The organism is Halomonas sp. (genome assembly GCF_029263665.1).
Taxonomy (GTDB): Bacteria; Pseudomonadota; Gammaproteobacteria; order Pseudomonadales; family Halomonadaceae; genus Halomonas.
This window is the reverse complement of the sequence record NZ_JAJUFQ010000009.1, coordinates 110,010-122,625: the sequence shown is the minus strand read 5'-3', so window position 1 is coordinate 122,625 and position 12,616 is coordinate 110,010. Positions and strand designations below refer to the sequence as shown.

Sequence of the window (12,616 nt, the reverse complement as noted above, 5' to 3'; positions counted from 1 at the left end):
CCTGTGCATCGAAGGGCAGCAGGCCATCCGTTGAAGGCTGTCAAGTTGATGTGAGTGCTTGCTATACAGGCTCGTGGCGCCACAGGGCGACAATCTTGGCCGTCAAGCGCATGCCACTATGATAACGAGTGACATCCTGTTGGCCTTCCTGCTGAAAGATCAATTGGCCAGTGGGGTCCTGGGCCACGTGGCGAATACACAGCTTGTCGTTTTCGGCAACGAGATAGAGGCCTGGCTGACGAAAGATTTCAGTGGGGGCAACGGCTGCCAGATCCATCTGGCGTAGAAAGTCAAATTCTTCACCGGGCCCTGGTGTCAGTAGGTGGCAATCACCGTCCCAGCGTTGTCCGGGAATCAGTTCCAGAGGCAGATCGATGCCTTTATGCGCCGCTTCGTTCCAGGGCAGTGGCAAGTGGGAGCGAAGGTATAGCGGAGAAGGCCGGTTGGGTTCACCCTCCAGCAGATGAGATAGAGGGCAGTTCAGGGCCTGGGATAGGGCTACCAGCCGTTCGTGTCCGATCTGCTTGATAGCACCGGACTCCCAGTAGGAGATGGTGACATCCGAGACCCCCACCTGACGTGCAAGCGCAGCCTTGTTCAGACCTGCGGCTATGCGAAGTTGCTTGATGCGCGGACCCAGCGCGTCCATGAAACCTTCCTTCGACTCGTTAAACGAAACTGGAATACTCATGGATTCGGCCTGCGCATGCAATATCCAACGTCAACTAAGTGCTCCTCGGTACGTCTGGCTGCGATGGACGGCAGAGGTGCGTATAATGTCGTCCATTCTGCTGCAATGGCCTGTACGAGGCGGGCCGGCACCTGCTACCGGTGCTTGCGCTGAACCAGGATGTAGCTTTCTTTTTCCAGGATGCAGGACCCTATGACTGTTCGCACGCGAATCGCGCCTTCACCCACGGGTGACCCTCACGTAGGCACTGCCTATATCGCACTGTTCAATCTGTGCTTCGCTCGCCAGCATGGCGGTGAGTTCATTCTGCGCATCGAGGATACCGACAGGGTTCGCTCGACAGCTGAATCGGAGCAGATGATTCTCGACTCACTGCGCTGGCTCGGCCTGGAGTGGAATGAAGGGCCTGATGTGGGTGGGCCACATGGTCCCTATCGCCAGAGCGAGCGTGGTGATATCTATGCAGAACATGCCCAGCGTCTCATTGAGGCTGGACATGCCTTCAAGTGCTACCGCACCAGTGAAGAGCTGGATGAACTGCGAGAAGCGCGCAAGGCAGAAGGCCAGCATCTGGCACTCAAGCCTGCCGACCTGGCTCTGGAACCACAGGAACAGGAGCGTCGTGAGCGTGAGGGAATGCCCTATGTCGTGCGCATGATGGTGCCGGACAATGGGACCTGCGTTGTCGAAGATATGCTGCGTGGCACTATCGAAGTGGACTGGGGGCAGGTTGATGCACAGATCCTGCTCAAGTCAGATGGCATGCCGACATACCACCTGGCCAATGTGGTCGACGATCACTTGATGGGTATCACGCATGTGTTGCGTGGTGAGGAATGGATCAATTCCGCTCCCAAGCATCAACTTCTGTATGAGTATTTTGGCTGGGACATGCCTAGGCTGTGCCATATGCCCCTGTTGCGCAATCCGGACAAGTCCAAGCTGTCCAAGCGCAAGAATCCTACGTCTATCAATTACTATCGGCGTATGGGGTTCCTGCCTCAGGCCGTGACGAATTATCTGGGACGAATGGGCTGGTCGATGCCCGATGAGCGCGAGAAGTTCTCCCTTGAGGAAATGATGGCGAACTTCGATATCCAGCGTGTTTCTCTGGGAGGTCCGGTATTTGACCTGGACAAGCTGACCTGGCTCAACGGCGTGTACCTGAGAGAAGACCTGGATGACCGTGGCTTCCTTCAGGCATTGATGAACTGGGCCTTCAACGAGGAATACCTGAAGGATATCCTGCCTCAGGTTCGTACTCGGGTGGATACCTTGTCCGATGTAGCGCCATTGGCTGCACACTTCTTCTCGGGCATGCCTGCCATCACAGAAGCTAGCTTCTCTGATGTGAAGATGGAACGTGAGGACCTGGTCAAGCTGCTGCAGTTCCTGGTGTGGCGCTTTGAATCCGTTTCCAGTTGGAACAAGGACAGTCTACTTGTCGAAGTCAAGGCGCTATGTGAGCACTTTGATCTGAAGATGAAAGCATTCCTGGCGCCGGTGTTCATTGCCATTACTGGCTCGTCTTCCAGTACTTCAGTGATGGATGGAATGGCCATTATTGGCTCGGACATGACGCGTGCGCGCTTGCGTCACGCCATTGAAGTGCTCGGTGGTGTGTCCAAGAAGCAAGGCAAGCGGCTCGAAAAGGAATATCGGGAGTTACCTCAGCTTTAAGCGAGTAAGCTGTAAGTGGTGAAATGCCATTGTCTGGGTGTCCATCCATCTTTCCATGGGGCGCCCTATCATCAGGCAGTTCCAGTGGAGGAGAGGCTTACAGCTGAAAACTTACGGCTTACAGCTATCTCGCAGTAATGCTGCTTAATAAGAGTTGACTTTCGCCGGTCTTATCAGTAACATGCGCCCCGTCTTCGAGAGATACGGGGCCTTAGCTCAGCTGGGAGAGCGCGACACTGGCAGTGTCGAGGTCAGCGGTTCGATCCCGCTAGGCTCCACCAACTTTCTCGTACGATGCGTCCCATTCGTCTAGTGGTCTAGGACACCGCCCTTTCACGGCGGGAACAGGGGTTCGAACCCCCTATGGGACGCCACTTCTTTTTCCATGCTTGCTTGCATGCCGATCATTTGCTGGGTTTTTTCTTGCAGATGGTGTCTCTTCCTGGCAACAAAATATACTGATCATTTCAATAAAAAGAAATGAGAGTGCTTCGCGTGTCATGTGGACTGGTTGCCTTGGTAAGCCTTCATGCGTATGAATTTTCTATGCCTTCATAGGTAGTTTTGCCTTTTTTCTATTGACAGGCGACAAAGCTATCCACCTGTGGTTGTTCTTTTTGCTCTTCTGCCATCCGGTCCGCACGGTTGCGCTGTTATTCTATTTTTCCCTTATATATCAATTGGTTAGAACGGGTTAAAAATTAACCAATCTAACAGCTCCCCCCTGTTCATGGCGATTCTGGGGCGGTTTCTAATGGTTGTGAACAGGGTTATCCACAGAATGTGTGGAAAACATAATACGAGGACAGAAAGGAGGCGCTAGGGGGAGTGGAGATGCTCCGAAAGAGGGCGGCGAAATCATTCATCCGCCCTCTTGTGGTGCATGATGTCTCTTAATGCAGACATCTGATGGGCGCAATATACAGACATTGCAATTTGCAGATAAATAGGCAGATAGTATGCGGCTGAATTATTGGTGTTCTAACGTTCTAGGCAATTCCAGAGAGCAGTTCTGGAGAATAGCTCCGAAGACTATCTGGAAATGTCTCGTAGCCGTTTCAATAGGGAGGAGGTATCCCATCTGCCGCCTCCCATGGCCTGTACATCGGCATAGAATTGATCCACCAGGGCGGTGACCGGAAGTCGGGCCTGGAGCGTGCGAGCCTGCTCCAGGCAGATCCCCAGATCCTTGCGCATCCAATCCACGGCGAAGCCATGGTCGTAATGATCGTCGATCATGCTGGCGTGACGATTTTCCATCTGCCAGGAACCGGCAGCGCCTTGGCGTATCACTTCCACTACGTGCTTGCGGTCGAGACCGGCCTGCTCGGCAAAATGCAGGCCTTCCGCCAGCCCTTGAACCAGTCCGGCAATGCAGATCTGATTGACCATCTTGGTCAGTTGTCCGCTTCCGGCAGGGCCCATCAGGTTGACTGCGCGGCCATAGTGCCGGAGTACGGGTTGAATGTGCTCGAAGGCAGTCTGCTCCCCGCCGCACATGATGGTCAGTACGCCATTCTCTGCACCTTGCTGGCCTCCGGATACAGGAGCATCGATGAAGCTGACTTCATGTTCACGACAGGCCTGGTCAAGCTCTTCTGCGAGGCTGGATGAAGCGGTGGTGTGGTCCACCAGCAGGCTTCCTGGCGCAAGAGAGGCAAGAACCCCATCGGGTCCGGTGCTGACGGATCGTACATCGTCGTCGTTGCCGACGCACATCAATGCCACGTCGGCTCCTTTGGCTGCAGCGGCGGGAGTGGGGTGATAGCTGCCGCCAAATGCTTTGCTCCAGGCCTCCGCCTTGGCGGTCGTTCGGTTGTAAACCCGCACGTTCAAGCCTGAGCGGGCCAGGTGACCAGCCATTGGGTAGCCCATCACGCCGAGTCCAATGAAGGCAACGGTGGTGATATTTCGGTTCATCGTTTCTTCCTTGTGAGTGTTCCGTGTATTCAGCATAACGCGATGAGACGGCTGTGCTCGACCATCACTGCTTCGTGATCTTCCTCAGCAATTGCACTTGAGCTGCACATGAGTGTAGAAACGCAAAGAGCCGCCCGAAGGGCGGCTCTTTGGTGCGTCTATGGCGTGAGTGAGTGGAACTCACTTGGCTGGATAGTCGCGCTCGGTGTGGCCGGTATAGAGCTGGCGCGGGCGGCCAATCTTGTAGCTCTCGCTGATCATCTCGTTCCAGTGGGAGATCCAGCCAATGGTGCGGGATACCGCAAAGATGACCGTGAACATGTTGGTCGGAATGCCCATGGCCTTGAGAATGATACCGGAGTAGAAGTCAACATTCGGGTACAGCTTGCGCTCGATGAAGTACTCATCTTCCAGGGCAATCTGCTCCAGGCGCTTGGCGATCTTCAACTGCGGATCATCGATGCCGAGCTGAGCCAGAACCTCGTCGCAGGTTTCCTTCATGACCTTGGCGCGCGGGTCAAAGTTGCGGTAGACACGATGACCGAAGCCCATCAACTTGAAGGGGTCATCCTTGTCCTTGGCCTTGTCGATGAAACGCTGGATGTTCTCTTCAGAATCGTCACCGATCTCGTCCAGCATCTTGAGGACGGCTTCGTTGGCACCGCCGTGCGCCGGGCCCCACAGGGCGGCGATGCCGGAGCTGATGCAGGCAAAGGGGTTAGCGCCAGTGGAGCCAGCCAGTCGCACGGTAGAAGTGGAGGCGTTCTGCTCGTGGTCGGCATGGAGCATGAAGATGCGGTCCATGGCCTTGGCGTAGACCGGGTTGATTTCGTAGGGCTCGCACGGGTTGCTGAACATCATGTAGAGGAAGTTCTCTGCATAATTCAGGTCGTTGCGAGGATAGTTGAACGGCTGGCCGATGTTGTACTTGTGTGACATCGCGGCCAGAGTCGGCATCTTGGCGATCAGGCGGATAGCGCTGATTTCGCGATCTTCTTTCTGGGTGATGTCCAGATGGTCGTGATAGAAGGCGGCCAGGCCACCGACCACACCGCAGAGAATTGCCATGGGGTGAGCGTCGCGGCGGAAGCCGCGATAGAAGTTGGCCAGTTGCTCATGGACCATGGTGTGCGAACGAACACGGCTTTCGAATTCTTTGTACTGCTCTTCGGTAGGTAGTTCGCCGAACAGAAGCAGATAGCTCATTTCCACGAAGTTGGAATTCTTGGCCAGTTGCTCGATGGGATAGCCGCGGTGCAGGAGGACACCCTTGCCACCGTCGATGTAAGTAATGCCGGATTCGCAGGAGGAGGTGGCCATGAAGCCTGGGTCGAATGTGAACAGACCTTCAGAACCCAGTCCGCGCACATCGACAACATCGGGGCCCAGAGAGCCTGAATAGATCGGGAGTTCAATCGGCTTCTCCAGTCCATCCACCGTCAGGGTTGCTTTTCTGTCAGCCATGATTGGCCTCCTTTGTATGCGATATGAAGCGATAAGTCGTTATTTCTCGCTATCGTGTCGGCGAAAATCATGCCGCACTGCCAAAAAGGTGTGCCCACTATAGAAGCGTTCCAGATATTGTCAATTCTTCCATTGGACCTGCTAAGTTGTACTATAAGCTGTTTCTTGCATAAGTTCTGTATAGCTTATGGTGCTTTGCACCATTGTAAGGCATTTTGCACTGCAACATGCTTGACGATCCTGCGATTTTAAGCAGTTTCGTCATGGTTTTTTCATTTCTGCGACGTCAAAATCGAACTCACAGGTATTTGTCATAGGGTGGGGGAGTCCCTATAATTCACGCCGCGACTGGCAGGAACAGGAGGTCGTGTCCAATTGTTGGTCACGATGACACCCTTCCCGAAACCACCGCCCGCTCGGGCCTCTGGCCCAAATGTCGTAGAGTGGGCCATGAGAGTGTGTAGAGAGCCGTGAAAAGCAAACGACCCGTAAACCTGGATCTCAATACGATCCACTTCCCCCTCCCCGCGTTGACGTCGATTACGCACCGTATCACCGGCGTCATTCTCTTTATCGGTCTGATCTTCGCCTTCTGGGCCCTGGACGCTTCATTGTCGTCTGAAGAGGGTTTTGAAGCCGTACGTGATGCACTGGCACATAATTTCTTCGCCAAGCTTGTGGCGTGGGGGCTGTTGTCCGCGCTGGCTTACCACTTCGTGGCAGGCATCAAGCACTTCATTATGGACGCCAACATTGGCGTCACTATCGAAGGGGCTGTGAAGAAAGCGCAGATCACTATCGTGGTAAGTGTCGTGCTGATCATTCTGGCGGGGGTCTGGGTATGGTAACCAATATCACAAGTTTCAGCCGTAGCGGACTGTCTGACTGGATCATCCAGCGCGCCAGCGCTGTAGTGATGGCTGTCTACACAGTCTTCCTTGTCGGCTATGTGCTGTTTCACCCGCAGCTCGATTATGCCACCTGGAGCGGTCTCTTCCAGCAGACCTGGATGCGCATCTTCTCGGTACTGGCCTTCGTGTCACTGGCTGCCCATGCCTGGGTAGGCCTGTGGACCGTGACGACTGATTATATCAAGCCGACCTGCATCCGTGTCGCTACCCAGTCCGTCATCATTCTTGCCATCTTCGTGTTCCTGGTCTGGGGCATCCAAGTACTGTGGGGAGCCTGATTCATGTCAAACATGCGTAGTATGACTTTTGACGCCATCATCATCGGTGGCGGTGGCGCAGGCCTGCGTGCTGCACTGGAACTGGCCAAGTCCGGCAAGAATACGGCTGTGCTGTCCAAAGTCTTTCCGACTCGCTCGCACACAGTGTCTGCCCAGGGCGGTATCACTTGTGCCATTGCTTCTGCCGATCCCAATGATGACTGGCGCTGGCATATGTATGACACGGTCAAGGGCGGTGACTACATCACTGACCAGGATGCTGCGGAATACATGTGTTCCGAAGGCCCGAAGGCGGTGTTCGAACTTGAGCACATGGGACTGCCGTTTTCTCGTTTCGACAATGGCCGCATCTATCAGCGTCCGTTCGGTGGTCAGTCCAAGAACTTCGGTGAAGGTGGCCAGGCCGCCCGTACCTGTGCTGCCGCTGACCGTACCGGTCATGCGCTGCTGCACACCCTGTATGAAAACAACGTCAAGCACGACACCACTTTCCTTAACGAGTGGTATGCCATCGACCTGGTGAAGAATGCCAACGGCGATGTTGTCGGCTGTATCGCCATGGATATCGAAACTGGCGAAGTGGTTCACATCAAGTCCAAGGCTACCGTGCTGGCGACTGGCGGCTCCGGCCGTATCTATGCCTCTACCACCAATGCCCTGATCAACACGGGTGATGGTATCGGCATGGCGCTGCGAGCTGGTGTGCCTATCCAGGATATCGAAATGTGGCAGTTCCACCCGACCGGTATTCACGGTGCTGGCGTGCTGGTGACAGAAGGTTGTCGCGGCGAAGGTGGCTACCTGATCAACAAGGATGGCGAGCGCTTCATGGAGCGTTATGCTCCGAATGCCAAGGACCTGGCCGGTCGTGATGTCGTGGCTCGTTCCATGGTGATGGAAATTCTGGAAGGACGTGGTTGCGGCGAGAATGGCGACCATGTCTATCTCAAGCTCGACCACCTGGGTGAAGAAGTTCTCAGCAAGCGTCTCCCGGGGATCGTGGAACTGTCCAAGACCTTCGCTCATGTGGATCCGGCCAAGGAGCCGATTCCCGTGGTTCCGACCTGCCACTACATGATGGGGGGTGTGGCTACCAACATCCATGGCCAGGCCATCGGTCAGGACAAGGACGGCAACGACTACATCATCAATGGTCTGTACGCATGCGGTGAGGCCGCTTGTGTTTCTGTGCATGGTGCCAACCGTCTGGGTGGCAACTCTCTGCTTGACCTGGTGGTCTTCGGCCGTGCTGCCGGCATGTTCATCGAGAGCGCGCTGAATGAAGGTGTCGACTACCTCGATGCTCGTGATTCCGATGTTGAAACGGCCATGCAGCGTATCAACCGCTGGAACGAGTCAAGTGGCGGCGAGAGCGTGGCTGACCTCAAGCGTGAACTGCAGAGCATCATGCAGAACTCTTTCGGTGTATTCCGCGAAGAGAAGAACATGAAGGATGGCGTCGAGAAGCTGGCTGAGCTGCGCGGTCGTATTGCTGAAGCTCATCTGTCTGACAAGTCCCTGGCCTTCAATACTGCCCGTGTCGAAGCCCTTGAGCTGGATAACCTGATGGAAGTGGCCGAAGCCACTGCTATCGCCGCTCTCGAGCGCAAGGAAAGTCGTGGTGCGCATTGTCGCTACGATTATCCGGACCGTGACGACGTCAACTGGCTCAAGCACTCGATGTTCTTCCCTGGTGAGAAGCGTGTTGGCCAACGTGATGTCAACTTCGCGCCGAAGACCATGGATAAGTTCGAGCCGAAAATCCGCACATACTAAGGAGGAGTCACGATGTCCAAGCTTCAGGTATCCCTGTATCGCTACAATCCGGAAACTGACTCCGCACCTTATATGCAGGAGTTCGAGGTTGATACTCAGGGGCGTGACCTCATGGTCCTCAACCTGCTTGAACTGATCAAGCAGGACGATACGACCGTCGCCTATCGTCGCAGCTGCCGTGAGGGTGTGTGTGGCTCCGACGGCATGAACATGAACGGCACCAACGGTCTGGCTTGTATTACACCGCTGTCTCAGGTGGTGAAGAACAACAAGCTGGTGCTGCGTCCGCTGCCTGGCCTGCCGGTCGTTCGGGACCTGGTGGTCGACATGAGTCTGTTCTATCAGCAGTACGAGCGTATTCAGCCGTACTTGAAGAACGATTCGCCAGTGCCAGCCATCGAGCGTCTGCAGTCTCCGGAAGACCGTGACAAGCTGGATGGGCTCTACGAGTGCATTCTGTGTGCCTGTTGCTCCACGGCTTGTCCGTCCTTCTGGTGGAATCCGGACAAGTTCGTTGGTCCGGCTGGTCTGCTGAAGTCCTATCGCTTCCTGGCTGATTCTCGCGATACGGCAACCAATGAGCGTTTGTCTGATCTGGAAGACCCGTTTTCGGTCTTCCGTTGCCGCGGAATCATGAACTGTGTCGCGGTATGTCCGAAAGGACTCAACCCGACACGTGCGATTGGCAAAATTCGTGAGATGTTGCTGGCAAATGCCACTTAAATCGTGGCGCTGAGCTTGCTATCATATGTCGGTCCTGGGCGCGACAATCTGTCGCGTCAGGGCTGCGAAGAACTTCGCTTCGGCAGAAGTGTCGAAAGCCGGTGCCTTGGGCACCGGCTTTTGAACATGGAGCAAGTCATGGCTGGCTGACACTGTTGTCAGTAGCAGAACCACAGGGCGCTCGGCATAGGTCGGTGCCAAGGGGTGACAAACAGGCAGAATACTTTCTGCCTGGCGTTACTCCCGAGGCAGGCCAAGGTGCTGAGCCCAATACCACCCCATCAGTGCAGGGTGACCGAGAGATGCAAGAAGGCATAATGGAGTTGATGTGGCGCTCCTCTCACGTAACGGGCAGTAACGTCCACTACGTGGAAGCGCTCTACGAGCAGTACCTCGACGACCCCGCTGCCGTTCCCCAAGAATGGCGCGACTACTTCGACCAGCTGCCTAACCCCGATGGACAGGGTTCCGGTAGCGCAACGTCCCACGATATCCCCCTCACGCCGATTCGCGAGCAGTTCTATCAGCTAGGCAAGCAACAGCACCGTGCCGCCTATGCCACCGCTCCGAGTTCCGACAGCGAAGACAGCCGTAAACAGGTTCGCGTTCTCCAGCTGATCAATGCTTACCGCTTCCGCGGTCACCAGCATGCCAATATCGATCCGCTGGGCCTGCGTGACCCGAGTTCGGTTCCTGATCTGGATCTGGCTTTCCATCAGCTGTCCAAGGCCGACCTGGATACTGAATTCCAGACAGGCTCATTCTTCCTGGGCCAGGATCAGGCTCCGCTGCGAGTGATCGTCGACGCTCTGGAGCAGACTTACTGCCGTTCCATTGGTTGTGAGTTCATGCATATCGTCGATACCGAAGAAAAACGTTGGCTGCAGCAGCGTTTTGAGTCGGTGCGTTCGAAGCCGCCCTATACCGAGGGTATGCGCAAGCATGTTCTGGAACGCCTGACTGCCGCCGAGGGGCTGGAGAGCTATCTGGCCTCCAAGTATCCGGGCACCAAGCGCTTTGGCCTTGAGGGCGGTGAGTCCTTCATTCCGATGATGGACGAGCTGATCCAGCGCGCTGGTAGCTATGGTACCAAGGAAGTCGTCATTGGCATGGCCCACCGTGGCCGCCTCAACGTGCTGGTCAATATTCTCGGTAAGAACCCGTCCGAATTGATCGATGAATTCGACGGCAAGAAGTTGATCGAGCGTGGATCTGGTGACGTCAAATACCATCAGGGCTTCAGCTCGAACGTCATGACACCGGGCGGGGAAGTCCACCTGGCCATGTCGTTCAACCCATCGCATCTCGAAATCGTGGCTCCGGTCGTCGAAGGCTCCGTGCGCGCCCGCCAGGATCGCCGTAATGATGGTGATGGCGGCAAGGTTCTGCCGATCAATGTCCATGGTGACGCGGCCTTTGCTGGCCAGGGCGTGGTCATGGAGACATTCCAGATGTCTCAGACCCGTGCCTACAAGACAGGCGGCACTGTCCACATCGTCATCAACAACCAGGTTGGCTTCACCACGTCGAACCCGCTCGATGCACGCTCCACTGAGTATTGCACCGACATTGCCAAGATGGTTCAGGCGCCGATCTTCCACGTCAATGGTGATGACCCTGACGCTGTGCTTCACGTCACTCAGGTAGCACTGGATTATCGCCAGCAGTTCAGCAAGGACGTGGTAATTGACCTGGTCTGCTATCGTCGTCGTGGTCACAATGAGGCCGATGAGCCGTCTGGTACACAGCCGTTGATGTACCAGAAGATCAAGGATCATCCGTCTTCCCGCGCCATCTATGCCACGCGTCTGGTTCAGGAAGGCGTGGTCAGCGAAGATGAAGCCAAGGCGTTGGTCGAGAAGTACCGTGACGACCTGGTCGCTGGCAACCATGTGGCCAATGCCTTGGTACAGGAACCGAACACTTCCCTGTTCGTCGACTGGAAGCCATATCTGGGCCATGAATGGACCGGTTATGCAGATACCTCCTTTGATCTCAAGCGTCTGCAGCAGCTTGCTGCCAAGATGTGCGAGGTTCCGGAGGGCTTTGCCGTTCAGCGTCAGGTCGCCAAGATCTATGAAGATCGACGCAAGATGCAAGGCGGCGGTCTGGCGCTGAACTGGGGCTTTGCCGAGACCCTTGCTTACGCCACTCTGCTGGATCAGGGACATCCTATCCGCTTGACCGGACAGGATGTGGGGCGCGGTACCTTCTCCCACCGTCATGCGGTATTGCATAACCAGAAGGACGCTTCTCTGCATGTTCCGCTGCAGCATCTGGCACCGGGGCAACCAGACTTCACCATCCATGACTCCTTCCTTTCGGAAGAAGCGGTGCTGGCCTTTGAATACGGCTATGCCACCACCATGCCTAATGCGCTGGTGATCTGGGAAGCCCAGTTCGGTGACTTCTTCAATGGCGCCCAGGTGGTGGTTGACCAGTTCATCTCTTCCGGGGAAACCAAATGGGGCCGACTGTGTGGACTGACCATGCTGTTGCCGCACGGTTTCGAGGGGCAGGGGCCTGAGCACTCATCAGCACGTCTGGAACGCTTCCTGCAATTGTGCGCCGAGTACAATATGCAGGTCTGTGTACCGACTACTCCGGCTCAGATCTTCCACTTGTTGCGGCGCCAGGTGATTCGTCCGCTTCGCAAGCCGTTGGTGATCATGTCACCGAAGAGCCTGTTGCGTCATAAGGAAGCGGTATCCAGTCTCGAAGAGCTGGCTCATGGCAGCTTCCAGATGGTGCTTCCGGATCAAGGCAAGCGAGATGCCAGTCAGGTCAAGCGCGTCATCATGTGTTCAGGCAAGGTTTACTATGACCTGGACAACTGGCGTGAGGAAAACCTGCTCGATGATGTGGCAATCATTCGGGTTGAGCAACTCTATCCGTTCCCGAAAGAAGAGCTGTTCGAGACGATTTCTCAGTATACCAATACCACCGATATCGTCTGGTGCCAGGAAGAGCCGCTCAACCAGGGGGCCTGGTACTCCATGCAGCATAATCTGCGTAGCGTGGCGGAAGAGCTCAAGGCGGGTTTCGGAGCCACACTCAAGTTTGCCGGACGCCCAGCATCCGCTGCACCTGCAGCAGGCTACATGTCCGTCCACATCGAACAGCAGCGCCAGTTGGTCGAAGACGCCTTCAACCTTTAAGGCAACGACCCGGAA

At 55.6% G+C, this 12,616-nt stretch carries 9 protein-coding genes and 2 tRNA genes; 8 read left to right on the top strand and 3 right to left on the bottom strand.

All coding sequences use genetic code 11. From position 1 onward, the window contains the following. Positions 1-61: 61 nt before the first annotated feature. Positions 62-649 carry a helix-turn-helix domain-containing protein gene (locus Q1K07_RS11460; protein ID WP_149284082.1) on the bottom strand — a complete coding sequence of 196 codons (588 nt, stop codon included), beginning with the start codon at positions 647-649 and terminating at the stop codon, positions 62-64. Positions 650-883: 234 nt separating this feature from the next. Between Q1K07_RS11460 and gltX the strand changes: the two genes are divergently transcribed. The 3 genes from gltX to Q1K07_RS11445 all read left to right on the top strand — a co-directional run bounded on the left by gltX (position 884) and on the right by Q1K07_RS11445 (position 2,745). Then, positions 884-2,371: a glutamate--tRNA ligase gene (gene gltX / locus Q1K07_RS11455; RefSeq protein WP_300310899.1), complete on the top strand. Its 1,488-nt coding sequence runs from the start codon at positions 884-886 to the stop codon at positions 2,369-2,371. Between the two features lie 205 nt (positions 2,372-2,576). Then, positions 2,577-2,652: transfer RNA gene (locus tag Q1K07_RS11450), tRNA-Ala, on the top strand. A gap of 17 nt (positions 2,653-2,669) precedes the next feature. Beyond that, positions 2,670-2,745, top strand: a tRNA-Glu gene (locus tag Q1K07_RS11445). A 658-nt stretch (positions 2,746-3,403) separates the two neighbouring features. Here Q1K07_RS11445 and Q1K07_RS11440 read toward each other — a convergent pair. Continuing rightward, entirely contained in the window at positions 3,404-4,291 is an 888-nt protein-coding gene (locus Q1K07_RS11440) for an NAD(P)-dependent oxidoreductase (RefSeq protein WP_300310897.1), read from the bottom strand. Positions 4,292-4,471: 180 nt separating this feature from the next. After that, positions 4,472-5,755, bottom strand: coding sequence for a citrate synthase (gene gltA, locus Q1K07_RS11435; RefSeq protein ID WP_300310895.1), 1,284 nt, complete (start codon positions 5,753-5,755; stop codon positions 4,472-4,474). 470 nt (positions 5,756-6,225) lie between these two features. Here gltA and sdhC point away from each other — a divergent pair, with 470 nt between their 5' ends. The 5 genes from sdhC to Q1K07_RS11410 all read left to right on the top strand — a co-directional run bounded on the left by sdhC (position 6,226) and on the right by Q1K07_RS11410 (position 12,601). Beyond that, complete coding sequence (gene sdhC, locus Q1K07_RS11430) at positions 6,226-6,603, top strand: succinate dehydrogenase, cytochrome b556 subunit (RefSeq protein WP_300310893.1); 378 nt, start codon at positions 6,226-6,228, stop codon at positions 6,601-6,603. Then, positions 6,597-6,944 carry a succinate dehydrogenase, hydrophobic membrane anchor protein gene (gene sdhD / locus Q1K07_RS11425; RefSeq protein ID WP_149284086.1) on the top strand — a complete coding sequence of 116 codons (348 nt, stop codon included), beginning with the start codon at positions 6,597-6,599 and terminating at the stop codon, positions 6,942-6,944. Before sdhC ends, sdhD begins: the two co-directional genes overlap by 7 nt. A 3-nt stretch (positions 6,945-6,947) precedes the next feature. Then, positions 6,948-8,720, top strand: a complete 1,773-nt coding sequence (gene sdhA / locus Q1K07_RS11420) for a succinate dehydrogenase flavoprotein subunit (RefSeq protein WP_149284087.1) — start codon at positions 6,948-6,950, stop codon at positions 8,718-8,720. Positions 8,721-8,732: 12 nt separating this feature from the next. Beyond that, positions 8,733-9,443: a succinate dehydrogenase iron-sulfur subunit gene (locus Q1K07_RS11415; RefSeq protein ID WP_300310889.1), complete on the top strand. Its 711-nt coding sequence runs from the start codon at positions 8,733-8,735 to the stop codon at positions 9,441-9,443. Between the two features lie 302 nt (positions 9,444-9,745). Then, a complete protein-coding gene (locus Q1K07_RS11410; RefSeq protein ID WP_300310887.1) occupies positions 9,746-12,601 on the top strand; it encodes a 2-oxoglutarate dehydrogenase E1 component in 2,856 nt (951 codons plus the stop codon). Positions 12,602-12,616: the final 15 nt, after the last annotated feature.

Excerpts from the sequence above, each read along its gene's own strand:
- sdhD (WP_149284086.1), top strand. The coding sequence starts at position 6,597 with ATGGTAACCAATATCACAAGTTTCAGCCGTAGCGGACTGTCTGACTGG.
- sdhA (WP_149284087.1), top strand. The coding sequence starts at position 6,948 with ATGTCAAACATGCGTAGTATGACTTTTGACGCCATCATCATCGGTGGC.
- Q1K07_RS11460 (WP_149284082.1), bottom strand. The coding sequence starts at position 649 with ATGGACGCGCTGGGTCCGCGCATCAAGCAACTTCGCATAGCCGCAGGT.
- gltX (WP_300310899.1), top strand. The coding sequence starts at position 884 with ATGACTGTTCGCACGCGAATCGCGCCTTCACCCACGGGTGACCCTCAC.
- gltA (WP_300310895.1), bottom strand. The coding sequence starts at position 5,755 with ATGGCTGACAGAAAAGCAACCCTGACGGTGGATGGACTGGAGAAGCCG.
- Q1K07_RS11415 (WP_300310889.1), top strand. The coding sequence starts at position 8,733 with ATGTCCAAGCTTCAGGTATCCCTGTATCGCTACAATCCGGAAACTGAC.
- Q1K07_RS11410 (WP_300310887.1), top strand. The coding sequence starts at position 9,746 with ATGCAAGAAGGCATAATGGAGTTGATGTGGCGCTCCTCTCACGTAACG.
- Q1K07_RS11440 (WP_300310897.1), bottom strand. The coding sequence starts at position 4,291 with ATGAACCGAAATATCACCACCGTTGCCTTCATTGGACTCGGCGTGATG.